Genomic DNA, 24,832 nt, shown 5'->3' with positions numbered 1-24,832 from the left:
GCCCGCAATTACGGGCCGCTACAACTAGATGCCATGAGCCAGGCACTACAGGATCTCCTCGATCTGCTCGACCTCGAGCAGATCGAGGAGAACATCTTCCGCGGCCGGTCCCGGTCCGCCGTCGTCCCGCGCGTCTTCGGCGGGCAGGTCGCGGCGCAGGCACTGGTCGCCGCCGGACGGACGGTCCCCGAGGACCGGCTCGCCCACTCCCTGCACGCGTACTTCCTGCGCATGGGCGACCCGGGCGCCCCCATCGTCTACACGGTCGACCGGATGAACGACGGCCGGTCCTTCACCGCGCGCCGCGTCGTCGCCGTCCAGCACGGACAGCCGATCTTCGCGCTGTCCGCCTCCTTCCAGCGGTACGAGGAGGGCTTCGACCACCAGACCCCCATGCCGCCCGCCCCGGACCCGGCCACGCTGCCGACCTCCGAGGAACGGCTGCGCGGCTACGCCCACCTCGATCCCGAGGTCGTCGAAAGGTTTCTGGAGGCCCGCGAGGCGGTCGATCTGCGCTATGTCGACGAGCCGCCCTACGGCCGTTACGGGACACCGCGCGAGCCGCACTCCCAGGTCTGGTTCCGCGCCAACGGCAAGCTGGCCGACGACCCGCTGCTGCACGTCGTCCTCGCCACCTACGTCTCCGACATGACGCTCCTGGACTCGGTCCTGCTCGCGCACGGGCGCGGCGGCTGGGCGGTCGGTGACGTGGTGGGAGCGTCCCTGGACCACGCGATGTGGTTCCACCGCCCGTTCCGCGCCGACGAGTGGCTCCTGTACGACCAGGAGTCGCCGTCCGCGCACGGGGGCCGGGGCCTCGGCCAGGCCCGTATCTACACCCGGGACGGACGGCTCGCCGTCTCGGTGATCCAGGAGGGCGTGGTCCGCGCCCCCCGCGGCGGCTGACCACCCGCGCCGCACCCGCGCGTGCGGCGCCCTCCCCGGGGGGACCCCTCCCGCGCCTACGCGGTCAGGCCCGCCTCCGCCAGCAGATACGCCGTCATCACGTCGTAGTGACGCGGGCTGACGACGTGGTCGTCGAGGGGGACCGCCACCTGGACGGTGCCCTCCGACTCGGCGAGGAACAGCGCCGGGTCGTTGCAGTCCGCGTAACCGACGGAGTCGACCCCGTGCTGCCCGGCGTAGCCCGCCCAGCCGTGGTCGGCGACGACCAGGTCCGGCAGCGGCCGGTCCTCGCGTTCGAGCGCGGTGAGGATGGCCTTCATCGGCTCGCCCGAGTGGGTGTGCCACAGCGTGGCGCCGTGTTCGAGGACCGCCACGTCGGCCAGCTGCCAGACGTATCCCTCGTCCGTCTGGAGCCCCTCCGGGATGACGACGATCTCGCAGCCGGCCGCGCGCAGGGCGGCGGCGGTGGCACGGTGCACGTCGAGGAGACCGCCGGGGTGGCCGGTCGCGAAGAGGACCCGCTGCCGTCCCTCGGCCGCCTTGCGCAAACGGGCCGCGAGCCGGTCAAGGCCGTCGACCGTCAGCTCGGGGTCGATGGTGTCCTGGCCGTAGCGGTACTCGGGATCGTCGTTCACACCCACCCGCTCCGCCATCACCGCGAGCACGTCCTGCTCGTCGGTCCAGCGGTCGCCGAGCTCCAGGCCGAGCCAGAAGTTGCGGACCCCGTTCGCGAGCTGGCGGTAGTGGGAGAGGTTGTTCTCGCGGGGCGTGGCGACGTCCCCGGCGATACGGGTTCTGACGAGGTGGTCGACGAGTTCGGCGCGGCTGGGCGTCCCGGGTATCGGCATGGTTTCCATTGTGGGGCAGCGGGCTGTGCGCGTCTGTGCAGTTCCGGACGCTGGGACACGCGTCACTCAGTGGTGTTTCAGCGAGAACCACAGCTCCATCCGGACATCCGGATCGTCCAGGTCCGTCCCCGACAGGGCGGCGCAGCGGGCGATCCGCTGCCGCACGGTGTTGCGGTGCACGGCCAGGGCCACCGCCGTACGGTCCCAACTCCCGTGCAGGGAAAGCCAGGTGCGCAGCGTCTCGAGGAGCGCGGCGCTCGCGGTGCTCGCCTCGATCGGGGCGAGGAGCGCACGGGCGTGGGCCCGGGCCTCGCCCCCGGGCACCAGATCCGCCAGCCCGGCCCCGGAGCCGTGGCGGACGAGCGTCGAGCGGGTGGCGCGCGCCCGGGCCAGCGCGCGGGCCGCCTGCGCGTCGGCGGCCGGCCAGTCGGCGGGGGCCGCCTCCGCGCTCACGCCGAGGGTCCAGCCCGGCTGTGGCCGCCAGGCGCCCTCGGCCGGGACGAGGACCCGTACGACGTCGTGCGCGAGATCGACCAGCGGCGATCCGAGGCCGGCGCCCAGCGCGGAGGCCGCCACCGGGCCGGGAGCCCCCGCGTCCGGCCGGGCGTGCACGACGAGCCACCGCTCGCCCCCCAGCAGCGGGGCCACGTCCGCCGGGGCGGCCCCCAGCAGCAGCCGTACCAGCGCCGACGAGCGGGCCGCTCCCGAGCCGCTCCGGTGTTCGCCGGTGAGGAGGGAGAGCAGGACGGCGGCGACGGAGGCGATGGTGTGGTCCCCGGGGTCACGCCGGGGCGCCGCCACCCCGAGCACGACCCCCCGGCCGGCGCCGAGCGCGTAGGCGGCGAGGTGGATCCCGTCGGGGGCGATGTCGGTGGCGGTGGCGGAGGCGCGGGAGAGCAGGAGGCGGGCGAGTCCGGCCAGGGCGACGTCCGCGGACGTCCGTCCCGCCCCCGCGATCTCCGTCCCCTCGGGCCCGTACAGCACCGCGCGCCCCCCGACCCGCTGGGCGAGCTGCCGCAGGACGGACGGGACCGGGTCCGGGCGGGAGGCGGCGGCCGCGAGGCTCTGCTGGGCCTCCGTCACCCGGCGCAGCTCGGCGGTGCGGGCCCGCTCCATCAGCTGCCAGACCGCGCGGGCCACGGCCGAGAACGTCGTCTGCCGGGGCACCTCCAGGAGCGGCAGCCCGTACGCCTCGCAGGCGGCGACCAACGCCCTCGGCACGGTGTCGTGCACCGGCGCGACCCCGAACCCGAGGGCCGCCCCGCCCGCCGCGACGATCCGCGACACGTAGCCGTCGAAGTAGTCCCCCGGTCCCGGCTCCGCTCGTCCGGGGGTGTCCCCGTCCGCCCCGGTCGCTTCCGGGATGTGCACGCCCGCCGTCAGCAGCAGTTCGCCGCCCAGCAGATACGGGTACGGGTCGGCCATCTCCGAGGTGTGTGCCCCGTGCACCGCCACGCCGGGATCGGCGGGCCCCGCGATCTGCCGCAGGCCGAGGTCCTCGCGGGCCAGCAGGGCGGCCAGCGGGACCGGTGGGGTGGGAGGGGTGGAAGGGGCCAGCGGGGTGTGCGGACCGGCAGGCTCGGACATGGGGTGTGCGTTTCCTCCACTGAGGTCTCATCGGATGGATGAAACGTACACTTCGCAGCCGCCTTCCGGGCGCCTAGGGTCGTTGCGGACCCTGCGGCCCGAACGCTCGTCCGACCGGTCCCGGCTCCCCGGTACAGTCGAAAAGAAGCCGTACATACGCGGCGAAACGTAGGAAAGAAGGCACACGACCATGAGTGGCAACGAGACGCCCCGCGGCCCCGTCGACTCCTCCCGCGTCCCGCGGTACGCCGGTCCCGCCACCTTCGCCCGGCTGCCCCGCCTCGACGAGGTGGGCCGCGCCGACGTCGCCGTGGTGGGCGTGCCGTTCGACTCGGGTGTCTCGTACCGGCCGGGCGCCCGCTTCGGCGGCAACGCGATCCGCGAGGCGTCCCGGCTGCTGCGGCCGTACAACCCGGCGCAGGACGCCTACCCCTTCGCCCTCGCGCAGGTGGCGGACGGCGGCGACATCGCGGTGAACCCGTTCGACATCCACGAGGCCGTGGAGACGATCGAGGCGGCCGCCGACGACCTGCTCGGCACCGGAGCCCGCCTGATGACCCTGGGCGGCGACCACACCATCGCACTGCCGCTGCTGCGCTCCGTCGCGAAGAAGCACGGCCCCGTGGCCCTGCTCCACTTCGACGCGCACCTCGACACCTGGGACACCTACTTCGGCGCGGAGTACACCCACGGCACGCCGTTCCGCCGGGCCGTGGAGGAGGGCATCCTGGACACCGAGGCCCTCTCGCACGTCGGCACCCGGGGTCCGCTCTACGGCAAGCAGGACCTCACCGACGACGAGAAGATGGGCTTCGGCATCGTCACCTCGGCGGACGTGTACCGGCGCGGCGCCGACGAGGTCGCCGACCAGCTGCGCCAGCGCATCGGCGACCGCCCCCTCTACATCTCCATCGACATCGACTGCCTCGACCCGGCGCACGCCCCCGGCACCGGCACCCCGGAGGCGGGCGGCATGACCTCGCGCGAGCTCCTGGAGATCCTGCGCGGCCTGGCCTCCTGCAACCTGGTCTCGGCGGACGTCGTCGAGGTGGCCCCCGCGTACGATCACGCGGAGATCACGTCGGTGGCCGCGTCCCACACGGCGTACGAACTGACCACGATCATGTCCCGACAGATTGCCGAGGCTCGCGCGCAGTGACTCACGACCACGACCTGGTACTCCGCCCGACGCAAGCGCAGACCGCGGCAGCTCTGAACCCTCCCGCCGGCCGCAACGGCGGGGACCTGGTCGTGGAGACCCTGGCCGGACTCGGCGCGACCACCGTCTTCGGACTGCCCGGCCAGCACGCGCTCGGCATGTTCGACGCGCTGCGCCGCTCCTCCCTGCGGTACATCGGCCTGCGGGTGGAGAACAACGCGGGATTCGCGGCGGACGCGTACGGCCGGATCACCGGCGAGGCGGCGCCGCTGCTGCTGTCGACCGGCCCGGGCGCGCTGACCTCGCTCGCGGCGCTCCAGGAGGCGGCGGCCGCCTCGGCGCCGGTGCTGGCGATCGGCAGCCAGGTGCCGACGGCCGGACTGGGCGGCGGACGGCACGGCTATCTCCACGAACTGCCCGACCAGGCGGCCTCGTTCCGTGGCGTGGTCAAGTCGGTCCACACGGTCCGCACCCAGTCGCAGATCCCGTCCGCCATCGAGGCGGCGTGGAAGTCGGCGCTGAGCGTGCCGCACGGCCCGGTGTGGGTGGAGATCCCGCAGGACGTACTGCTCGCCCGGACAGTGATCCCGGTGGTCACGGGCGGCGACGCCTTCCCCGAGGAGCTGCCGCCGCGCCCCGAACTGACCGCCGTGGCGGCCGACCTGCTGTCGAAGGCCGACCGTCCGGCGATCATCGCGGGCGGCGGAGTCGTACGGTCGGACGCCTCGGGCAAGCTGAAACAGCTGGCGGAGCTGCTGCAGGCGCCGGTGGTCACCACGCCCGGCGGCAAGGGAGCGTTCCCCTGGACGCACCCTCTCTCGCTCCGGTCCTGGATCGAGGACCGCCACACCACGGACTTCCTCGAGGACGCGGACGTGCTCCTGGTCGTCGGCTCCGGGCTCGGCGAACTCTCCTCCAACTACCACACGTTCAAGCCGCGTGGCCGGATCGTCCAGATCGAGGCGGACCTGGGGAAGCTGGAGTCGAACCATCCGGCGCTGGGCATCCACGCGGACGCCCGGCTGGCGTTGCAGGCGCTGCTCGAGACGGTGGTGGAACGGCCGCGTCCGGAGGCCGCCGAGCGCGTCCGCGAGGTCCTCGCGAAGGTCGCCGACCGTATCGCCGCCCAGGAACTCACCCTGGAGCAGGAGGTGCTGGCGTCGGTCCGCAAGGCGCTGCCGGCCGACTCCCCGTCCTTCTGGGACATGACGATCCTCGCGTACTGGGCCTGGTCGGCCTTCGACGCGAAGGGCCCCAACCTCATGCACTCGGCCCAGGGCGCGGGCGGCCTGGGATACGGCTTCCCGGCGGCGCTGGGCGCGGCGGCGGCCGACCCGACCCGTCCGGTGCTGGCGGTATCGGGTGACGGCGGCGCCCTGTACTCGATCGCGGAGCTGGCGACGGCCAGGCAGTACGACCTGGACGTGACCTGGCTGATCGTCGACGACGGCGGTTACGGCATCCTGCGCGAGTACATGACCGACGCCTTCGGTGAGCCCACGGCCACCGAACTGACCCGGCCGGACTACGTGGCCCTGGCGGAGTCCTTCGGGGTGCCGGGGGTGCGGACGTCGCCGGAGACCCTGCAGGCGGACCTGACGAAGGCCCTGTCCACGCCCGGCCCCTCGGTGATCCTCCTCCCGGCGGTGCTGCGGATGTTCGCGCCCACGCATCTCTCCTGAAGAAGGCCGTTGGTACGGTCCCGCCATGTCTGATGCTCACGAACCCCCCGGCCCCGTCACCGCCGACGACGTGCGGGAGGCGGTCCGGTCGGCGGTGGATGTCCTGCGCGCGGCCGAGGCGGCCGACTGGGACGCCAAGGCCGGTTCACTGGAATGGACGTGCTGGGAGACCGTCGAGCATCTGGCCGACGACCTGTTCGCCTACGCCGCCCAACTGGGCCCGCGCGGCGCGCCGTCGGACCGGGAGGTGCCCTTCGTGTGGCGCGCGGAGCGGCCCGGTGCGCCGGCGAACGTGATCTTCGCGGACCGGACGGCCGGGGTGGCCGGACTGGCGCAGGTGCTGGAGGCCTGCGGGGCGCTGCTGACCGCCATGGTGCGTACGACACCGGCGAGCGTCCGGTCCCTTCACGTCTTCGGGGTCTCCGACCCCGAGGGGTTCGCCGCCATGGGCGTGGTCGAGACGCTGGTGCATCTGCACGATGTCGCCGAGGGGCTCGGTGTCCGCTGGGAGCCGGACGCCGGACTGTGCGACCGGGTGCTGACCAGGCTCTTCCCGGACGCCCCGACCGGCACCGAGCGGTGGCCCACCCTGCTGTGGGCCACCGGCCGGGGAGAGATCCCGGGGCACGGCCGTCTCACCCGGTGGCGTTGGTACGGCGCTCCTCGCGGTGAGGGCGAGCGGTAGGGCGGCGGCAGGGCGAGCGGCAGGGCGGCGGCAGGGCTCAGCAGGCGCCCGGGCCGACCGCGTCGATCCGGGCGCCGGGGGCCGAACCCCCTGGGAAACAAGGAAGTTCGGCCCCTCCACCATCGTGCGGCGGCTTCTACCAGATCGCCTCGACCCACTCCGGGTGGTCGATGAACGGGTTGCGGTTGTGCTGGTACGTGTCGTAGATGACCTGGTTGCGCTTCTCCTCGAAGGCGCTCGGCGGGTCCGCCTCGTTCCACGCCTTGAGGACGGCGAGCTTGCCGATGTAGGGGTTGCTGCCGTTGCCCACCTTCTCGTTGGGCTCCAGGTTGGCGAAGCCGTCGTCACCCTCGTAGCGCACGGCCATGTAGAGGATCATGCGGGCCACGTCGCCCCGGTCCGCGGCGCGCGGCGCGAAGGAGTCGGAGTCGACGGTGCTGCCGCCGCCGTTGGTGACCGCGCTGCCGCCGTTGTCGAAGTCCAGGTTGCCGCGGATGCTGTTGACCTGGACGTCCGCGGGACGCAGGTGGTGCAGGTCCGTGCCCGGACCGGTCACCTCGCCGAAGTCGCCGTGGGACTTGGCCCAGGTGTGCTCGCGGTTCCAGTCGCCGACGTCACCGCCGTTGAGGGACTTGGCTCGCGAGACACCGCTGTACAGCAGGATCACGTTGCTGCTGTTGTTCGGGTCCTGGTCGGTGGCCTTCAGCGCGTCCCAGACCGCGGAGTACGAGATCTTCGTCTGGCTGCTGATGATCGTGTGCAGCGAGGACTTCAGACTCGTGCCCGTCTTGCCGACCGCGTTCTTGTAGTACGTCGAGTCGTAGGCCGTCGTGGTCGCCGCGGCGGGGGTCGCGGTGAGCGCGGGCGCGGTGAGACCGACCAGGACGGCAGTGGTGGCAAGGGCCACCGACTTCCATCGGCGTATGCGTGTCGCCAGCATGTGGGGTGTCCGATCTACGCGGGTTGATTGGAGGCGGCAATCGGGAGAGTGACATGCACATGCGGTCATGGCAATGAATCTGACATGTCCATCAGGTGACGGGGACCGGCAAATTGCCCCTTGTCCACGCGAGTTGAACGCGCTTTCTCATGCCGAAACGGCCCCTGGTCGTCATGCCAGGAGCCGTTCCGGACCGTAAGGCCGTGCCGGTCAGCTCACGTCCGAGGCGTCCAGCCGGTAGATCGTCGACTGGCTGCTCTGCGTCGAGGTGTCCGTCCCCGAGGCCTCCGCGTCGGAGGCCTCCGAGCCGGACCCGGACGTGGAACCCGAGCCGGACGCGGAGCCCGACGTCGAGCTGTAGTCGCTCTCCTGCACGGCGGTGCCGTTCTTCTGCACCCAGGCGGTGATCTCCTGGTTCAGGCTGCTGTTGCCGCCCATACCGCCGCCGCCGAGCTGGATGTAGTGCAGCTCGCCCTTCTTCACCAGTTCCTCGAGCCTGGCGAGGGTCATCGCCTGGTCGCTGCCGGTGAAGCCCCACATGGAGATGACGGGCTTCCCGCTGCTGAGGATCAGCTGCCCCGCGCTCTGCGAGTTGGAGACCGCGATCAGCCAGGTGGCGCCGTCCTGGTGCTTCTCCAGATACGAGATGAGCTCACTGTCGGCGCCGCCCATGCCGCCGCCGCCCGTACTGCCGCCGGGGCCACCGGCGGTGCCGCCGCCCGGAGCCGTGCCGCTCTCGCCGCCGCCCTGAGTGCCGCCGGGGAACTCACCGTTCGTGCCGCCCTGTTGGCCGCCCTGGCCGCCGTTCGGCGCGCCGCTGGGGGCGCCGCCGCCCTGGGGGAGCTCGCCGTCGCCGCCGCCCGGCGTCATCTGGCCGCCCCCGCCGCCGGGGAACTCACCGTTCGCCTGGCCGCCCTGCTGGGTGCCGTCGGGTGCCTGGCCGCCGAAGCCGCCCCGGCCGCCACCGCCACCGCCGCCGGGACCGCCCATGCCGCCGCCCGTGGACGGGCCCGCGGTGGGGTTGGAGCCGCCCATGCCGCCGCCGGTGGAGGAACCGAAGGCCGGCGAGGCCGCGTACGCCGTCGGACCGGCGAGGGCCGCGACGACCGCCGCGGCGACGGACGCGCCGAGCAGCCGGAACCTGATGCCGGAACTCGCGGAGCGCAGGACGAACAGGCCCACGACCGCGAGGACCGTGACCACGCCGACCGCCGGCCACAGCCAGGTGTTCCAGCCGGTGGCGCGCCGCAGCAGCACGACGGCCCAGACACCGGTGACCGCGAGCCCCACGGGGAGCACCCACGACCAGCGGGCGTCACCACCGCGCAGGGCACGCCACAGCATGACCCCGCCACCACCGCACAGCGCCGCGATGCCCGGGGCGAGCGCGGTCGTGTAGTACGGGTGCATGGTGCCCTCGGCCATGGCGAAGGTCAGGTAGTGCAGCACCAGCCAGCCGCCCCACAGCACCAGCGCGGCGCGGGTGACGTCGGTGCGCGGGGCCCGGCCGCGCAGCACCAGGCCGGCGGCGAGCGCGATGACCGCGAAGGGGATCAGCCAGGAGATCTGGCCGCCGAGGACGTCGTTGAACATCCGGCCGATGCCCGCGGTCCCGGCGAAGGTGCCGCCCCCGCCCCCGCCGCCCCCGCCGTTGCCCTCGCCGCCGAGGACCCGGCCCAGGCCGTTGTAGCCCATGATCAGGTTCCAGGCGCTGCCGTCGGTCGAACCGCCGATGTAGGGCCGGTCGTCGGCGGGCACCAGGGACACGGCCGTCGCCCACCAGAAGCTGGCGACGGCCAGCGCCACGGCGGCCAGCGCCAGGTTCACGGCCTTCTTCCTCCAGCCGAGCTTCGACGCGTACAGGTAGACGGCGAAGACGGCGGGCAGGGCGATGTAGCCCTGGAGCATCTTGGTGTTGAAGGCGAGCCCGAAGCAGACCGCGGAGCCGAGGAGCGGCAGCAGCCGGTCCCCGCGCGTGGCGCGCAGGGCGAGGGCCGCGCCGGCCACCATCAGCAGGACCAGGACGGTGTCCGGGTTGTTGTCGCGGTTGATGGCGACGGTGATCGGCGTCAGCGCGAGCACGAGTGCCGCGACGGCGGCGGCCGCGTGGCCGAACACCCGCTTCACGGAGGAGTGCAGGATCCAGATCGTGCCCAGCGCCGCCGCCACCTCGGGCAGCATCATCTGCCAGGTGCCGAACCCGAAGATCCGGCAGGACAGGCCCATGACCATGAGCGCGAACGGCGGCTTGTCGACGGTGATGAAGTTCCCGGCGTCCAGCGAGCCGAAGAACCACGCCTCCCAGCTCTGCGTACCGCTGTACACCGCGGCGCTGTAGAAGCTGTTGAGGCTGGATCCGGACAGATTCCAGGAGTACAGCACGCCCGCCAGGATCATGATCGCGATCAGCGCGGGGAGCGACCAGCGCGGCGCCTTGTCCGGCGGCGGCGCCGCCGGGGCCGTCTCGGAGGTCGTCGGAGGCGCCCAGTCCGGGGACACGGCGGAGGGCGCGGTCGGGTGGGGGAGTGGATCGGTGGCAGATGTCACCCTGCGCATGCTGTACGGCCGTTGTGGGTGGTCGCTGTGGTCAAGCTGGCCACCGCCTGTGAGAACGCACAGGCCGCGGTAACGCGTTGCCCGGGCTTCTCCCGACATCCGGAGTGATGCGTACGACTTCGGGGCTCGTACAACCTTTCGTACGAACTCGTGTGTCAACAGGTCATGACTCACCGGATACGAAGAAGCAGAAGACTGCTCGGCGCCGGGCTCGCCGCCGGCGTCCTCATGGCCGGCGTGGCCGCCGCCGCGCCCGCCGCGGCCGCCACGCCCACCGTGAGCTGTACCTCGGCCAGGGCGGGCCTCGCGGCCAAGCTGAAGAAGGACATCACCGCCGCGCTCGCGAACCGCAAGGGCACGGCCGCCGTCGGCCTCTACGACCGCAGCACCAACACCACCTGCACCCTGCGTGCCTCTACCGCCTTCGACTCGGCCAGCGTCGTCAAGGTCACCGTCCTCTCCGCGCTGCTGTGGGACGCGCAGAAGACCGGCCGGGCGCTGACCAGCCGGGAGAAGACCCTCGCCACGGCCATGATCACCAAGTCGGACAACGCCTCCACCTCCACCCTGTGGAAGCAGCTCGGCACGACGAAGATCAAGAACTTTCTGACGGCCGCGAAGATGACGCAGACCAAGCCGGGCGCGAACGGCTACTGGGGCCTGACCCAGATCACCGTCACCGACGAGCAGAAGCTGCTGAAGCTGCTCACCGCCAGGAACGCGGTCCTCACCGACGCCTCGCGCGCCTACGTCACCACCCTGATGGGCCAGGTCGTCCCGGCGCAGCGCTGGGGCACCCCCTACGGCCGGCCAGCCGGGGTCAGCTGGCACGTCAAGAACGGGTGGCTGTCGCGTGCCACGCTCGGCTGGCGGGTACACAGCGTCGGCACCTTCAAGGGCGGTGGCCACGACTACGTCATGACCGTTCTCACCCACGGCAACAGCACCATGAACTACGGCGTCACGACCATTCAGGGCGTGGCCAAGGTCATCCACAAGGACCTGGCCGCCTCCTGATCGGGCCTTCACGCGGTGTCCCACCGCACGTCACCGACCCGGCCTACGGTGACCCCCATGCGCCTGCGAACCGTACTCGCCACCCTCACCGCCGGCCTGGCGGCGGCCACCGCTCTCACCGCCGCCGGGCCCGCGAACGCCCACCCGACCACCACCACTGCCGCGAACACGGCCGCGAACACCGCCACGGCCACTGCCGCCAACACCGCCACGGCCACTGCCGCCAACACGGCGAAGAACAACGCCTGTTCACCGGCCGTGTCCCTCGACGGTTTCTCCGACGCCCTCGACAAGACGACCTTCGACGGCGCCTTCGTCGGCAACCTCTCCGCGCTCGCCGTGGACCGGGACGGCTCCCTCGCGGCCCTCTCCGACCGTTCCTCGCTCTTCGGCCTGGACGCCAGGACCCTGGCCCCGAGGTCGGTCGTCCCGCTCGCCGACGAGAGCGGCGCCGCGCTCGACAGCGAGGGGCTGGTCGTCGACCGGGACGGCAGCCGGCTGGTCAGCTCCGAGACCGAGCCGTCGATCCGCCGCTACAGCGCGAGCGGCACGATCCTGGACCGCCTGCCCGTCCCGGACGACCTGCGGGTCGCCCCGGCCGGCCGGGCCGTCTCCAACGGCACCTTCGAGGGCCTGACCCTGCTGCCGGGCGGTCGCACGCTGCTGGCCTCGATGGAGTACCCCCTCTCCGGCGACACCGGCGGCCTGGTCCGCTTCCAGACCTGGCAGCGCACGGCGGCGGGGCACTTCCGCCTCGCCGCCCAGTACGCCTACCCGGTCGACGCGGGTCTCGGCGTCCCCGAGGTGCAGGCCGCTCCCGACGGCCGCCTCCTGGTCCTGGAGCGCGGCTTCACCTCGGGCGTCGGCAATACGGTCCGCCTCTACCTGGCCGACCCGCGGCACGCGACGGACACCGGCGGCATCGGGAACCTGACGGGACAGGACGGCGTACGCCCGATCAGGAAGACCCTCCTCACGGACGTCGTGACGTGCCCGTCACTGGGAGCGACCGCCAGGCAGCCCCAGCCGAACCCGCTGCTCGACAACATCGAGGGACTGGTGATCACCGGCCGGGACAAGGGCCGCCTGAAGGTGCTGCTGGTCAGCGACGACAACCAGAACGCGGCGCAGACGACGCGTTTCCTCTTCCTGCACGTACGCGTCTGATCCGGTGCCCCCGTTTGTTGCGGAGGGATGAAATCCGCTTCTTCCGGCGTTGGTGCCTTCCGGCGGACCCGGACGACAGGAAGGCATCGGCGTGGCAGTGCAGCAGGGGGAGCAGCGGCGAGGCTGGGCGCGCAGACTGGCCGGGTACGCCTGGCGCCACCCGGCGAACGTCGTGCTCGCGCTCGGCTCCTCGCTCGCCGGCATGGCCGTCATGGCACTGGTTCCGCTCGTCACCAAGGTGATCATCGACGATGTGATCGGCGGCCACACCCGGGACATGGCCCCCTGGGCGGGAGCCCTGCTCGCCGCCGCCGTCCTCGTCTACGTCCTCACCTTCGTCCGCCGCTACTACGGCGGCCGCCTCGCCCTCGACGTCCAGCACGACCTGCGGACCGAGATGTTCGAGACGATCACCCGCCTCGACGGCCGACGTCAGGACGAGCTGTCCACCGGCCAGGTGGTGGGCCGCGCCACCAGCGACCTCCAGCTGATCCAGGGTCTGCTCTTCATGCTCCCGATGACGATCGGGAACCTGCTGCTCTTCCTGATCTCCCTGGTCATCATGGCCTGGCTGTCCCTCCCGCTCACCCTGGTCGCCCTCGCCGTGGCGCCCGCCCTCGCGTACATCGCCAGGCGCAGCCGCACCAAGCTCCACCCCGCCACCTGGTACGCCCAGGCCCAGGCGGCGGCCGTCGCGGGTGTGGTCGACGGAGCCGTCAGCGGTGTACGGGTCGTGAAGGGCTTCGGCCAGGAGGACCAGGAGACCGGCAAACTGCGCGAGGTCGGCCGCCGGCTCTTCGCCGGCCGGCTGCGCACGATCCGCCTGAACTCGGCCTACACCCCCGCCCTCCAGGCCGTCCCCGCCCTCGGTCAGGTCGCCATGCTGGCGCTCGGCGGCTGGCTGGCCGTGCGCGGCCACATCACCCTCGGCACCTTCGTCGCCTTCTCCACCTACCTCGCCCAGCTGGTCGGCCCGGTGCGGATGCTCGCCGTGGTCCTCACGGTCGGCCAGCAGGCCCGCGCGGGCACGGAACGCGTCCTGGAGCTCATCGACACCGAACCGTCGATGAAGGACGGCACCAGGGAGCTGCCCGCCGACGCCCCCGCCACCGTCGAGTTCGACGACGTGAGCTTCGGCTACGACCCCGGCCGGCCCGTCCTCGACGGCCTCAGCTTCGAGATCCGCCCCGGCGAGACCCTCGCGGTGGTGGGGTCCTCCGGCTCGGGCAAGTCCACGGTCTCCCTCCTGCTGCCCCGCTTCTACGACGTCGGCCGGGGCGCCGTCCTGATCGGCGGCCACGACGTCCGCGAGCTCACCCTCGACTCGCTGCGGGCCGCGATCGGCCTGGTTCCCGAGGACTCCTTCCTCTTCTCCGACACCGTCCGCGCCAACATCGCCTACGGCCGTCCCGAGGCCACCCAGGAGCAGATCGAGGCGGCCGCCCGCGCCGCCCAGGCCGACCGGTTCATCGCCGAGCTGCCCGAGGGCTACGACACGACGGTCGGCGAGCACGGCCTCACCCTCTCCGGCGGCCAGCGCCAGCGGGTCGCGCTCGCCCGGGCGATCCTCACCGACCCGCGCCTGCTGGTCCTCGACGACGCGACCTCGGCCGTGGACGCGGCGGTCGAGCACGAGATCCACGAGGCCCTCAAACAGGTCATGCAGGGCCGCACCACGCTGCTCATCGCGCATCGCCGCTCCACCCTCAACCTCGCCGACCGCATCGCCGTCCTGGACGCCGGGCGCCTCGCCGACCTCGGCACGCACGAGGAGCTCCAGCAGCGCTCCGCGCTCTACCGCCGCCTGCTCACCGACCCCGACGAACTCGGCGGGGTCTCGCCCGGCCACGCCCGGCCCTCCCCGGCACCGGGCGAGGACACCACCGTCCGCGAGGAACTGGACGCCGAGTTCGACGCCGAACGGGGGGTGACGCCCCGGCTGTGGACCGGCGACCGGGAGCCGAAGGACAACGCCCTCTCCGGCATGCCGGCCACTCCCGAACTGCTCGCCCAGATCGAGGCGCTGCCCCCGGCCGCCGACATCCCCGAGATCGACGAACGGCAGGCGGTCCGGCCGGAGGAGTCGTACGGCCTGCGCAGGCTGCTGCGCGGCTTCGGCGCACCCCTCCTCGTCAGCCTCGGCCTGGTCGCCGTCGACGCCGGGACGAGCCTGCTGCTGCCGGTGATGATCCGGCACGGCATCGACCAGGGCGTGACCCGGGCGGCGCTGGGGGCCGTCTGGGCGGCCTCGCTGCTCGCCCTGCTCGCCGTGCTGGTGCAGTGGGTCGCGCAGACCGGCGAGATCCGGATGACCGGCCGGACCGGCGAACGCGTCCTCTACACCCTCCGGCTGAAGATCTTCGCCCAGCTCCAGCGCCTCGGACTCGACTACTACGAGCGGGAGCTGACCGGCCGGATCATGACGAGGATGACGACGGACGTCGACGCCCTCTCCACCTTCCTGCAGACCGGCCTGGTCACCGCCTTCGTCTCGGTCGTCACCTTCTTCGGCATCATGGGCGCCCTGCTGGTCATCGACGTACAGCTCGCGCTGATCGTCTTCGCGACGCTCCCGCCCCTGGTCGTCGCGACGTACTTCTTCCGCCGGGCGAGCGTGAAGGCGTACGAACTCGCCCGCGAGCGGGTGTCCACGGTCAACGCCGACCTCCAGGAGTCGGTGTCCGGGCTCCGGATCGTGCAGGCCTTCGGGCGCGAGCGGGACGGCGCGGCCCGGTTCGCGCAGCGCAGCGCCGACTACCGCGCGGCGCGCATCCGGGGCCAGTGGCTGATCTCGATCTACTTCCCGTTCGTGCAGCTGCTCGCCTCCGTCGCGGCGGCGGCGGTCCTGATCGCGGGCGCGGGCCGGGTGGACGCGGCGACCCTCACCACCGGCGCGCTGGTCGCGTACCTCCTCTACATCGACCTGTTCTTCGCCCCCGTCCAGCAGCTCTCCCAGGTCTTCGACGGGTACCAGCAGGCGACCGTCTCGCTGGGCCGGATCCAGGAGCTGCTCCGGGAGCCGGCGTCCACCGAGTCCGCCGACGAGCCGCGCGAGGTGCTCTCGCTGCGCGGCGAGATCGCCTTCGAGGACGTGCACTTCAGGTACGGGTCCGACGGCGAACCCGAAGCGGCCCTGGCCGACATCGAGTTGAGGATTCCGGCCGGTCAGACCGTCGCCTTCGTCGGCGAGACCGGCGCGGGCAAGTCGACCCTGGTCAAGCTGGTGGCCCGGTTCTACGACCCCACCGGCGGCCGGGTCACCGTGGACGGCACGGACCTGCGCGCCCTCGACCTCACCTCCTACCGCCACCGGCTGGGCGTCGTCCCGCAGGAGGCGTACCTCTTCCCCGGCACCGTCCGCGACGCCATCGCCTACGGCCGGCCCGACGCCACCGACGCCGAGGTGGAGGCGGCGGCCAGGTCGGTCGGCGCGCACGAGATGATCGCCACCCTCGACGGCGGCTACCTCCACGAGGTCGCCGAGCGCGGCCGCAACCTCTCCGCGGGCCAGCGCCAGCTGATCGCGCTGGCCCGCGCCGAGCTCGTCGACCCGGACGTCCTGCTCCTCGACGAGGCGACGGCCGCCCTCGACCTGGCCACCGAAGCCCAGGTCAACCAGGCCACGGACCGTCTGGCGGGCCGCCGCACCACCCTGGTCGTGGCCCACCGCCTGACCACCGCCGCCCGAGCGGACCGCGTCGTCGTCATGGACCACGGCCGGGTCGTGGAGGACGGCACCCACGACGAACTCCTGGCCCTGGGCGGGCGGTACGCCCACCTCTGGCGCACGTTCGTCGGCGAGGACGAGCCCGCGGTGGTGTGAGGGCAACCATCCGGCGGGACTCGTGCGTCCGTACATCAGTACGGCGATCGTGAGTACGGCGGATGTGGGAGGCGGGGACCGTGGGCGCAGGGGCGAGAAGTGCGACAGTCCGGCGGCTGGTGCTCGGGCTGGTCCTGCTGACCGTGTCGGGGCTGCTCGCCGTCGTCGCGCCGGGCAGCGCCCAGGCCGCGACCTCCGCCTCGTCCTGCCCGGGCCGCAAGGTGCGGACCCTGGCCTTCTCCACCGGCTCCGTGCTGGTCTACAAGGGCGGCGGTTACGTCTGCGCCGTCACCGTCCAGAAGAACCCCGGCACCAAGCGCCTGATCTCGGTGAGCGTGCAGGCGCGCGGCCATGTCGCCGTGTCGAGGTCGAGGAAGGACACCCGCAGTTCCCCCGCGGTCAGGGTCCACGCGGGGCACCGGTGCGTGCGGGTGACGGGCGCGGTGGCCGGCGGGTCGTACCGCTCGGGCTGGATCCTCTGCTGAGCCGACCGGCCACTTGACGGCGCCGAGCGCCAACCCCCTCTGGTGTGACGCGTGTTGCTCCGATAGCTTCCGGCGACGCACATCTGTCTCACAGGGAGGGTGCACGCGCATGCGCAAGGCGCTCAGATGGCTGCTGGCGCTCACGGTGCTCATAGGCACCTTGAGCACGGCGGCCACGGCAGGGGCGGCCACCGCCGCCGAGCCCAGGGCCTCCGCCGGCACGGACATCGAGGACCAGCTCCTCGCCGTACCGGGTATGAGCCTGATCGAGGAGAAGCCGTATCCCGGCTACCGGTACTTCGTCCTGAACTACACCCAGCCGGTGGACCACCGGCACCCCGCGAAGGGCACGTTCCAGCAGCGGATCACCGTGCTGCACAAGGACGCCGCGCGTCCCACGGTCTTCTACACCGGCGGCTACGGCGTCTCCACCACCCCCGGCCGCCGCGAGCCCACCCAGATCGTGGACGGCAACCAGGTCTCCATGGAGTACCGCTTCTTCACGCTCTCCCGCCCCGACCCGGCCGACTGGTCCAAGCTGGACATCTGGCAGGCGGCGAGCGACCAGCACCGCATCTTCGAGGCGCTGAAGAAGATCTACCCGAAGAACTGGCTCTCCACGGGCGGCTCCAAGGGCGGCATGACGGCGACCTACTACGAACGCTTCTACCCCAGGGACATGGACGGCGTGGTGGCCTACGTGGCCCCGAACGACGTCGTCAACGACGAGGACTCCGCCTATGACCGCTTCTTCGCGGGCGTCGGCACCGAGGAGTGCCGCGACCGCCTGAACGCCGTGCAGCGCGAGGCGCTGGTGCGCCGGGAGCAGCTGGAGAAGACGTACGCGTCGTACGCGGCGGAGAACGGCTACACCTTCACCACCATCGGCAGCCTGGACCGCGCCTACGAGGCGGTCGTCCTCGACTACGTCTGGGGCTTCTGGCAGTACAGCCTGCTGTCCGACTGCGAGTCGATCCCGGCGAACGCGGCCACGGCGACGGACGACGACATCTGGACGTCCATCGACACGATCTCGGGCTTCTCGTTCTACACGGACCAGGGCCTGTCCCCGTACACCCCGTACTACTACCAGGCGGGCACCCAACTGGGCGCCCCCACCATCCACTTCCCGTCCATCGAGAAGAAGTACATCCGCTACGGCTACCAGCCCCCGCGCAACTTCGTCCCCCGCGACATCACCATGAGGTTCCAGCCGTCGGCGATGCGTGACGTCGACACGTGGGTCAAGCACAACGCCCACCACATGCTGTTCGTCTACGGCCAGAACGACCCGTGGGGAGCGGAACGCTTCCGGCTCGGCAAGGGCGCGCAGGACAGCTACGTCTTCACGGCCCCCGGCCTGAACCACGGCGCGAACGTCGCCGGTCTGGTCGCCGACCAGAAGGCGCTGGCCACCGCCCGGATCCTGGCCTGGGCGGGCGTCGCGCCCACCGCCGTCTCCCGGGCCGAGCCGCTGGCGAAGTTCGACGCGGCGCTGGACGTCCGGGACGTCGAGCGGGAGCCCGCGCTGCGTCCCTGAGCGCGACCGGCCCCGGCCGCGCCCGTCCCACCGGATGCGCGCCCCCGTCGAGCCGGACGCAGCGGGCCGGGGACGACCGGGCACTTCGCCCGGTCGTCCCCGGCCCGCGCCACCCGGGGCTGCACCACCGCGCTCGGCGTACGCCTGCCTAGTACGTCAGGCCGTGCCCGATCGGGTACAGCACCCGCGTCGGATCGTCCGCCCGGCGGACGGGCACCGGCAGCTTGCCGCGCGGTTCCACGGCCCCGGCGATCACCCGGGCGGCGGCCCGCAGTTCGACGTCGGTCCAGGAGTAGGCGGCCAGGCAGGCCCGGACGGACGGGAGCAGGGCCACGTCGTACGGGTTGCGCACGGCCACCGCCACCACCGGCCGTCCGGTCGCCGCCAGTCGTTCCACCAGCGTCCGCTGCGCGTCGGCCGCCGTGACGTTGCAGGTCGCGACCACCACGGCGTCCGCCCCGGCCGCGGCCGTCACCGCCCCGGCGACCGTCTCGGCGGAGGGAGCGGTGCCCGTGGGCAGGGCCGTCGCCGTGAACCCCAGTCCGGTGAGGGCGGCGGCGAGAACGCCGGTGGGCGGGCCCGTGGTGCCGGTGGGGGAGGCCGGGTCGGCCCCCACCACCAGCAGCCGGGGGTGGGTCCGGGGTGAGAGCGGCAGCAGCGGCCCCTCGTTGACCAGCAGGGTCGTGGTCCGCTCGGCGATCCGGTCGGCGGCGGCGAGATGCTCCGGCGCCCCGACCGTCCGCCCGACCTCGGCCGGGCCGACGTACGGTTCCTCGAACAGCCCCAGCCGTGACTTCAGCCGCAGGATCCGCAGGACCGACACGTCGAGCCGCTGCTCCGTGAGCTCCCCGTCCCGTACGGCCTTCAGGACGGCGTTCCAGGCCACGTCCAGGTCCGGCGGGTTGAGGAGCTGGTCGACGCCGGCCTTCAGCGCGAGCACCGGCACCCGGTCGTCGCCGTACTTCGTGCGCACGCCCGCCATGTCGAGGGCGTCGGTGACCACGACCCCGTCGTAGCCGAGCTTCTCGCGCAGGATGCCGGTGACGATCGGACGGGAGAGGGTGGCGGGGTCCCCGGACGCGTCGAGGGCGGGGACCAGGATGTGGGCGGTCATGAGGGAGTCGACACCGGCCGCGATCGCCGCCCGGAAGGGCGCCGCGTCCAGCGTCTCCCACTCCTCGCGCGAGTGGGTGATGACGGGGAAGCCGGTGTGGCTGTCGACGGCGGTGTCGCCGTGCCCGGGGAAGTGCTTGGCGGTCGCCGCCACTCCCGCCGCCCGGTAGCCCTCGGCCTCCGCCGCGACCAGGGCGGCCACCGCGGCCGGGTCGGCGCCGAAGGAGCGGACGCCGATGACCGGATTGGCCGGGTTCACGTTGACGTCGGCGACCGGGGAGTAGTTCTGCCGGACGCCCATTGCCCGCAGCTCACGGCCGGCGAGGCGGCCGAGGGTTCGGGCGTCGGCACGACTGCCCCCGGCGCCGATCGCCATGGCGCCCGGGAAGAGGGTGGCGGGGCGGCCCACCCGGCAGACGGCACCGTGCTCCTGGTCGGTGGAGATCAGCACCGGCAGGCCGCGCGGCTGCTGGAGGGAGGCCCGCTGGATGCCGTTGGAGAGGTCCGCGAGCTGCCGCGGGTCGCGGGTGTTGTGCGCCCAGCCGAAGTAGACGATCCCGCCGAGCCGGTACCGGGCGAGCAGCTCGGCGGCCGTGCGTACGCCGAGTTCGCCGAGGTTGGCGTCGACGTCGGCCTGGTCGGGCGCGGTCGCCGAGTGGCCGTACACCCGCGAGACGAAGACCTGGCCGACCTTCTCCTCCAGGGTCATCCGGGCGAGGAGTTCGCCGGGACGACGCTCGTCCGCGTGTGCCGAACCGCCGACGGCGAGGGTGGCGGTGACGCCCGCGCCTGCGGCGAGGAGGGTGCGTCTGGAGGGCATGTGCGCTCCTTCCGGTGGGGGGCCGGTGCCGCACGCTACCCGCGGAGGGCGCCGTCGTCGGCGCATGGGAGGGAGGCGCGCCGATGACGGCCCCGCCGCCTCCCACCGACAGCACCCCGACGCCCCCCACACCCCGCCCACCAGCAGCTGTGGGGGGGGCGTCAGGACGCCGCCGGTCCGACGTGTCCGGCCTGCCGGTGGGCCGGGGTGCCGGGGGCCGCGGTCCGGTGGGCCGAGGCGGTCGGCCACTGTTCGCGGAGCACCCGCACCGCCTCCGCGATCGCCGGACGCCGGGCCGCCCCCGTCCGCCACAGGGCGTACAGCCGCCGTACGGGCGTCGGGTCGAGCGGGACCTCCACGACCCCGGGCGGCAGCGGGCCACGCCCGAGACGGGGGATGAGCGCGACCCCGAGGCCCGCGGCCACCAGGGCGACGAGCGTCGGGTTCTCCTCGGCCGTGTGGACGAGGTCGGGCTCGTGCCCCGCCGTCCGCAGCGTGCGCACCAGCCAGTCGTGGCAGACCCGGCCCGGCGGCTGGCAGATCCACCGCTCCCCGCCCAGTTCCTCCCGCCGTACGCCCGTCCGCCCCGCGAAGGCATGCCCCTCGGGTACCAGCAGGTCGCACGCGTCGTCGCCGATCACCGCGTGCTCGACGCCCGCCGGTGCGGGCAGCGGGGCGATGTCCCAGTCGTGCGCGACGGCGAGATCGACGGCCCCCTTCGCCACCAGGTCCACGGACAGATGCGGATCGACCTCGGTGAGCCGGGCGTCCAGGGCCGGGTGCCGACGGGCCAGGTCGGCGAGGACGCGGGGCAGCAGTCCGCGCGCCGCCGAGGCGAACGCGGCGATGGTCAGCCGCCCGGCCGGCACCCCGCGCCGCTCCTCGAGGCCGGTCTCGGCCCGCTCGACGATCGCCAGCAACTCCTTTGCGACAGAGGCTAGTTGAAGCGCCTCGTCGGTGAGTCGGATACCGCGCCCGGCCCGCTCCAGAAGGACCGTCCGGGTCTCCCGTTCCAGCTTGGTGATCTGCTGCGAGACCGCCGACGGCGTGTAGCCGAGAGCGGCGGCCGCGGCGCCGACGGTGCCGTGGACGGAGACGGCGTGCAGGGCGCGCAGTCGCTGGAGGTCGAGCACCGTGAGTCCAATCGGTAGCGTTCCTTCATCCAACCATGCAGAAGTCGTCGCTGGTGCTTCACGGTCCGGACGCGTGATCCTCGGCGTATGCGCCCCTCCCACCTCGCCCTCGCCGTCCTCGTCGCCGCCGTCTGGGGCGTGAACTTCACCGTCGTCGAGATCGGCCTCGGTCACTTCCCGCCGCTGCTCTTCTCGGCCCTGCGTTTCCTGGTGGCCGCCCTGCCCGCGGTGTTCCTCGTGGGCCGCCCGAAGGTGGCCTGGAGATGGATCGTCGCAGTGGGCCTGGTGCTGGGGGTGGCGAAGTTCGGACTGCTGTTCGTCGGCATGGACGCGGGGATGCCGGCCGGCCTGTCGTCGCTGGTCCTCCAGATCCAAGCGGTGTTCACGGCCGTCATCGCCTTCGTGGTGCTCGGCGAACGCCCCACCCGGGTCGGGCTGCTGGGCATGGCCGTGGCCCTCGCCGGGATCGGAGTGGCCGCGGCCGACGAGGGCGCCTCCGGTTCGCTCGGCGCGTTCGCGCTGGTCATCGCGGCGGCGGCCTGCTGGGGCGGGTCGAACGTCCTCACCCGCCGGGCCTCCCCGCCGGACGCGCTGAACTTCATGGTCTGGGTGAGCACGGTCCCGGTGCTGCCCCTGTTCGCCCTTTCCCTGCTCACCGAGGGCCCGTCGCGGGACCTGGCAGCGCTGCGCGCGCTGGACTGGCAGGGTGCCGGCACGGTCGCCTACGTCGCCTGGGTCACCACGGTCTTCGGCTTCGGCGCCTGGGGCTGGCTGCTGCGTCGCCACCCGGCGTCCACGGTGGCCCCCTTCTCCCTCCTGGTCCCCGTCTTCGGCATGACGTCGGCCGCCCTCTTCCTCGGCGAGCCGGTGAGCGGCCTGCGCTGGTGCGCGGCGGCGCTGCTGGTGGGCGGGGTGGCACTGACCTCGCTCGCACCGGCGGGGAGAGCCGCACGGCAGACCGCACGGCAGGCCGCACGGCCCACCGCCGAACCCGCCGTTCAGCCGGGGGAAACCGTCCCGACTCCCGTCCATCCCGTGGACGTACCGGCAACGGAGCGGACCCGCGCGGGATCATGAGGGGCATGGCCCTCGTCGACATCCCCGGTTCCAAGTCCCTCACCGCGCGCGCCCTGTTCCTGGCGGCGGCCGCCGACGGCGTCACCACCCTCCAGCGGCCGCTGCGCTCCGACGACACCGAGGGATTCGCCGAGGGCCTGACGCGGCTCGGCTACCGCGTGGGACGCACACCGGACGCCTGGCAGGTCGACGGCCGCCCGCAGGGCCCGGCGCTCGCCGAGGCCGACGTCTACTGCCGGGACGGCGCGACCACCGCACGCTTCCTGCCGACCCTCGCCGCCGCCGGCCACGGCACCTACCGCTTCGACGCCTCCCCGCAGATGCGTCGCCGCCCCCTGCTCCCGCTCACCCGCGCCCTGCGCGACCTGGGCGTGGACCTTCGGCACGAGGAGGCGGAGGGCCACCACCCGCTGACCGTGCGGGCGGCCGGCGTCGAGGGCGGGGACGTGGTGCTGGACGCCGGCCAGTCCTCCCAGTACCTGACCGCCCTCCTGCTGCTCGGCCCGCTCACCCGCACCGGCCTGCGCGTCACCGTGACCGACCTGGTCTCGGTGCCGTACGTCGAGATCACGATCGCGATGATGCGGGCGTTCGGGGTGGAGGTGGGGCGCGAGGGGGACACCTACGTCGTCCCGCCGGGCGGCTACCGGGCCACGACCTACGCGATCGAACCCGACGCCTCCACCGCGAGCTACTTCTTCGCGGCGGCAGCGCTGACCGGCGGCGAGGTGACCGTGCCGGGCCTCGGCGGGCGCGCGCTCCAGGGCGACCTGGGCTTCGTGGACGTGCTGCGGCGGATGGGCGCCCGGGTGGAGGTCGGCGCGGACCGTACGACCGTGTCCGGGACCGGTGAACTCCGCGGCCTCACGGTCAACATGCGGGACATCTCCGACACCATGCCGACCCTCGCCGCGATCGCCCCCTTCGCCTCCGGCCCCGTACGCATCGAGGACGTGGCGAACACGCGGGTGAAGGAGTGCGACCGCCTGGAGGCCTGCGCGGAGAACCTCCGGCGGCTGGGCGCCGAGGTGGCGACCGGCCCCGACTGGATCGAGATCAGGCCCGGGGCGGCCGGTTCGGGTACGGCCGGTTCCGGTGCGCGCGGTTCGCTCGCGGGCGCCGACATCAAGACCTACGGAGACCACCGCATCGTCATGTCCTTCGCGGTGACCGGACTGCGGGTCCCCGGAATCTCGTTCGACGACCCCGGCTGCGTCCGCAAGACTTTCCCCGGTTTCCACGAGGCGTTCGCGGAACTGGCGAAGGTACTGCGGAAGGACAGCGACGGGTGAGTTTCAAGCTGGAGGGACCGCTCCTCGAGGGCGCGCTGGTGCGCCTGGAACCGCTGGCGCCACGGCACACGGCCGAGCTGGCGGTGGCGGCGGAGGAGAACCGGCAGACGTACGCCTTCACCTGGGTGCCGAGGGCGCACGAGGTCGGGGCCTACGTCGACGCCCAGCTCGCCCGCGCGGCGACCGGCAGGCTCGCGCCCTACGCGCAGATCTCCCTCGCCTCCGGCCGGGCGGTCGGCGCGACGTCGTTCTGGGAGCCGCGTTCCTGGCGGACCGACGAGCAACTGGACGCCGTCGAGGTGGGTTTCACCTGGCTGGCCGGTTCCGCTCAGGGCACGGGCATCAACGCCGAGGCCAAGCTCCTGCTCTTCCGGCACGCCTTCGCCCACTGGGGCGTCTCCCGGGTCGACCTGAAGACGGACGCCCGCAACGCCCGTTCCCGCGCGGCCATCGCCGGCGTCGGCGCCCGCTTCGAGGGCGTCCTGCGCAACTGGTCCCGCTCCTGGGCACCGGGCGAGGACGACCGCCTGCGCGACTCCGCGATCTTCTCCATCACGGCGGAGGAATGGCCGGAGTGCGAGCGGCGGTTGGCCGAGCGGGTGGCGCGATACCTGCCGTGCGCGCGGTGAGCGCCGCCGGGAACGCGGCCCGGCGCTTCGTCCGGCCCGGGGAGGTGCCGTCCCGCGCGCCGGAAACCGTCGTCACGACTGCCGGCGCCCTTCTGTGACGCGCCCTCGCCGCCGTGCTCCTGCACCTGCGAAACCGGACGCGGGAACCCTGCGACCCGGAACGGTCCGGCAACGCCCTCTGCTTCCCGGCGGTCTCCGCTGCCGGGCGTCGCTGCTGCTCACCCGGGTCCTGCGCGCCCTGCCGACCGGCCGTACGGGCCACCCGGGCCGTCCCCGGCAGGGCGGCCCTGGTCCGGGGGAGCGGCGACCGTGATCTGCGTGCCGCTGATCGTCATCGCCCTCGTCGCCTGACCCGCACGACCCGGTCCCCGGA

The 24,832-nt window shown here is 72.9% G+C and carries 18 protein-coding genes; 12 read left to right on the top strand and 6 right to left on the bottom strand.

The window, feature by feature from the left end; all coding sequences use genetic code 11:
• Positions 1 to 33 precede the first annotated feature (33 nt).
• The gene (locus QF030_RS16625) at positions 34 to 906 is read left to right on the top strand and encodes an acyl-CoA thioesterase (protein ID WP_307163465.1); all 873 of its coding nucleotides are present in this window, start codon (positions 34 to 36) and stop codon (positions 904 to 906) included.
• A 56-nt stretch (positions 907 to 962) separates the two neighbouring features.
• Here QF030_RS16625 and QF030_RS16620 read toward each other — a convergent pair whose 3' ends face one another.
• Both QF030_RS16620 and QF030_RS16615 read right to left on the bottom strand, forming a co-directional pair.
• Entirely contained in the window at positions 963 to 1,754 is a 792-nt protein-coding gene (locus QF030_RS16620) for a phosphatase (protein ID WP_307163464.1), read from the bottom strand.
• 66 nt (positions 1,755 to 1,820) lie between these two features.
• On the bottom strand, positions 1,821 to 3,341 hold the full coding sequence (locus QF030_RS16615) for a PucR family transcriptional regulator (RefSeq protein ID WP_307163463.1): 1,521 nt from the start codon (positions 3,339 to 3,341) through the stop codon (positions 1,821 to 1,823).
• Positions 3,342 to 3,531: 190 nt separating this feature from the next.
• Between QF030_RS16615 and speB the strand changes: the two genes are divergently transcribed.
• The 3 genes from speB to QF030_RS16600 are packed head-to-tail and all read left to right on the top strand — an operon-like array spanning position 3,532 to position 6,867.
• Positions 3,532 to 4,500, top strand: a complete 969-nt coding sequence (gene speB / locus QF030_RS16610) for an agmatinase (protein ID WP_307163462.1) — start codon at positions 3,532 to 3,534, stop codon at positions 4,498 to 4,500.
• Positions 4,497 to 6,182, top strand: a complete 1,686-nt coding sequence (locus tag QF030_RS16605; protein ID WP_307163461.1) for a thiamine pyrophosphate-binding protein — start codon at positions 4,497 to 4,499, stop codon at positions 6,180 to 6,182. The genes speB and QF030_RS16605 overlap by 4 nt, the downstream gene beginning before the upstream one ends.
• A 25-nt stretch (positions 6,183 to 6,207) precedes the next feature.
• Complete coding sequence (locus QF030_RS16600; protein ID WP_307163460.1) at positions 6,208 to 6,867, top strand: DinB family protein; 660 nt, start codon at positions 6,208 to 6,210, stop codon at positions 6,865 to 6,867.
• Between the two features lie 136 nt (positions 6,868 to 7,003).
• Here the strand turns inward: QF030_RS16600 and QF030_RS16595 are convergent, their stop codons facing one another.
• Both QF030_RS16595 and QF030_RS16590 read right to left on the bottom strand, forming a co-directional pair.
• Positions 7,004 to 7,807: an endonuclease I family protein gene (locus QF030_RS16595; RefSeq protein ID WP_307163459.1), complete on the bottom strand. Its 804-nt coding sequence runs from the start codon at positions 7,805 to 7,807 to the stop codon at positions 7,004 to 7,006.
• A 210-nt stretch (positions 7,808 to 8,017) separates the two neighbouring features.
• Positions 8,018 to 10,354, bottom strand: coding sequence for an ArnT family glycosyltransferase (locus tag QF030_RS16590; protein ID WP_307163458.1), 2,337 nt, complete (start codon positions 10,352 to 10,354; stop codon positions 8,018 to 8,020).
• Between the two features lie 174 nt (positions 10,355 to 10,528).
• Between QF030_RS16590 and QF030_RS16585 the strand changes: the two genes are divergently transcribed.
• The 5 genes from QF030_RS16585 to QF030_RS16565 all read left to right on the top strand — a co-directional run bounded on the left by QF030_RS16585 (position 10,529) and on the right by QF030_RS16565 (position 18,395).
• Positions 10,529 to 11,380 carry a serine hydrolase gene (locus tag QF030_RS16585; protein WP_307163457.1) on the top strand — a complete coding sequence of 284 codons (852 nt, stop codon included), beginning with the start codon at positions 10,529 to 10,531 and terminating at the stop codon, positions 11,378 to 11,380.
• A gap of 57 nt (positions 11,381 to 11,437) precedes the next feature.
• Positions 11,438 to 12,547: an esterase-like activity of phytase family protein gene (locus QF030_RS16580; RefSeq protein WP_307163456.1), complete on the top strand. Its 1,110-nt coding sequence runs from the start codon at positions 11,438 to 11,440 to the stop codon at positions 12,545 to 12,547.
• 91 nt (positions 12,548 to 12,638) lie between these two features.
• Positions 12,639 to 16,370, top strand: coding sequence for an ABC transporter ATP-binding protein (locus QF030_RS16575; protein WP_307163455.1), 3,732 nt, complete (start codon positions 12,639 to 12,641; stop codon positions 16,368 to 16,370).
• 62 nt (positions 16,371 to 16,432) lie between these two features.
• Positions 16,433 to 16,855, top strand: a complete 423-nt coding sequence (locus QF030_RS16570; RefSeq protein WP_307163454.1) for a hypothetical protein — start codon at positions 16,433 to 16,435, stop codon at positions 16,853 to 16,855.
• Between the two features lie 109 nt (positions 16,856 to 16,964).
• A complete protein-coding gene (locus QF030_RS16565) occupies positions 16,965 to 18,395 on the top strand; it encodes a S28 family serine protease (RefSeq protein WP_307163453.1) in 1,431 nt (476 codons plus the stop codon).
• A gap of 148 nt (positions 18,396 to 18,543) precedes the next feature.
• Here QF030_RS16565 and QF030_RS16560 read toward each other — a convergent pair whose 3' ends face one another.
• Positions 18,544 to 20,328 carry a glycoside hydrolase family 3 protein gene (locus tag QF030_RS16560; protein ID WP_307163452.1) on the bottom strand — a complete coding sequence of 595 codons (1,785 nt, stop codon included), beginning with the start codon at positions 20,326 to 20,328 and terminating at the stop codon, positions 18,544 to 18,546.
• Positions 20,329 to 20,489: 161 nt separating this feature from the next.
• Complete coding sequence (locus QF030_RS16555; RefSeq protein ID WP_307163450.1) at positions 20,490 to 21,461, bottom strand: LysR family transcriptional regulator; 972 nt, start codon at positions 21,459 to 21,461, stop codon at positions 20,490 to 20,492.
• A gap of 87 nt (positions 21,462 to 21,548) precedes the next feature.
• On the opposite strand from QF030_RS16555, the gene QF030_RS16550 reads away from it, so the two are divergent.
• The 3 genes from QF030_RS16550 to QF030_RS16540 are packed head-to-tail and all read left to right on the top strand — an operon-like array spanning position 21,549 to position 24,459.
• Positions 21,549 to 22,538, top strand: coding sequence for an EamA family transporter (locus QF030_RS16550; protein ID WP_307163449.1), 990 nt, complete (start codon positions 21,549 to 21,551; stop codon positions 22,536 to 22,538).
• A gap of 5 nt (positions 22,539 to 22,543) precedes the next feature.
• Positions 22,544 to 23,830 carry a 3-phosphoshikimate 1-carboxyvinyltransferase gene (gene aroA, locus QF030_RS16545; protein WP_307163448.1) on the top strand — a complete coding sequence of 429 codons (1,287 nt, stop codon included), beginning with the start codon at positions 22,544 to 22,546 and terminating at the stop codon, positions 23,828 to 23,830.
• Complete coding sequence (locus tag QF030_RS16540) at positions 23,827 to 24,459, top strand: GNAT family N-acetyltransferase (RefSeq protein ID WP_307163447.1); 633 nt, start codon at positions 23,827 to 23,829, stop codon at positions 24,457 to 24,459. The genes aroA and QF030_RS16540 overlap by 4 nt, the downstream gene beginning before the upstream one ends.
• The last annotated feature ends 373 nt before the right edge of the window (positions 24,460 to 24,832 follow it).

Source organism: Streptomyces rishiriensis, assembly GCF_030815485.1.
GTDB lineage: Bacteria > Actinomycetota > Actinomycetes > Streptomycetales > Streptomycetaceae > Streptomyces > Streptomyces rishiriensis_A.
This window is presented reverse-complemented; position numbering and strand designations above follow the sequence as displayed.

What these genes read in the sequence shown, in the direction of transcription:
- QF030_RS16565 (WP_307163453.1), top strand. Translation starts at nt 16,965, where the DNA reads ATGCGCAAGGCGCTCAGATGGCTGCTGGCGCTCACGGTGCTCATAGGC.
- QF030_RS16625 (WP_307163465.1), top strand. Translation starts at nt 34, where the DNA reads ATGAGCCAGGCACTACAGGATCTCCTCGATCTGCTCGACCTCGAGCAG.
- QF030_RS16550 (WP_307163449.1), top strand. Translation starts at nt 21,549, where the DNA reads ATGCGCCCCTCCCACCTCGCCCTCGCCGTCCTCGTCGCCGCCGTCTGG.
- QF030_RS16580 (WP_307163456.1), top strand. Translation starts at nt 11,438, where the DNA reads ATGCGCCTGCGAACCGTACTCGCCACCCTCACCGCCGGCCTGGCGGCG.
- aroA (WP_307163448.1), top strand. Translation starts at nt 22,544, where the DNA reads ATGGCCCTCGTCGACATCCCCGGTTCCAAGTCCCTCACCGCGCGCGCC.
- speB (WP_307163462.1), top strand. Translation starts at nt 3,532, where the DNA reads ATGAGTGGCAACGAGACGCCCCGCGGCCCCGTCGACTCCTCCCGCGTC.
- QF030_RS16560 (WP_307163452.1), bottom strand. Translation starts at nt 20,328, where the DNA reads ATGCCCTCCAGACGCACCCTCCTCGCCGCAGGCGCGGGCGTCACCGCC.
- QF030_RS16570 (WP_307163454.1), top strand. Translation starts at nt 16,433, where the DNA reads ATGTGGGAGGCGGGGACCGTGGGCGCAGGGGCGAGAAGTGCGACAGTC.
- QF030_RS16620 (WP_307163464.1), bottom strand. Translation starts at nt 1,754, where the DNA reads ATGCCGATACCCGGGACGCCCAGCCGCGCCGAACTCGTCGACCACCTC.
- QF030_RS16585 (WP_307163457.1), top strand. Translation starts at nt 10,529, where the DNA reads ATGACTCACCGGATACGAAGAAGCAGAAGACTGCTCGGCGCCGGGCTC.
- QF030_RS16600 (WP_307163460.1), top strand. Translation starts at nt 6,208, where the DNA reads ATGTCTGATGCTCACGAACCCCCCGGCCCCGTCACCGCCGACGACGTG.
- QF030_RS16595 (WP_307163459.1), bottom strand. Translation starts at nt 7,807, where the DNA reads ATGCTGGCGACACGCATACGCCGATGGAAGTCGGTGGCCCTTGCCACC.
- QF030_RS16615 (WP_307163463.1), bottom strand. Translation starts at nt 3,341, where the DNA reads ATGTCCGAGCCTGCCGGTCCGCACACCCCGCTGGCCCCTTCCACCCCT.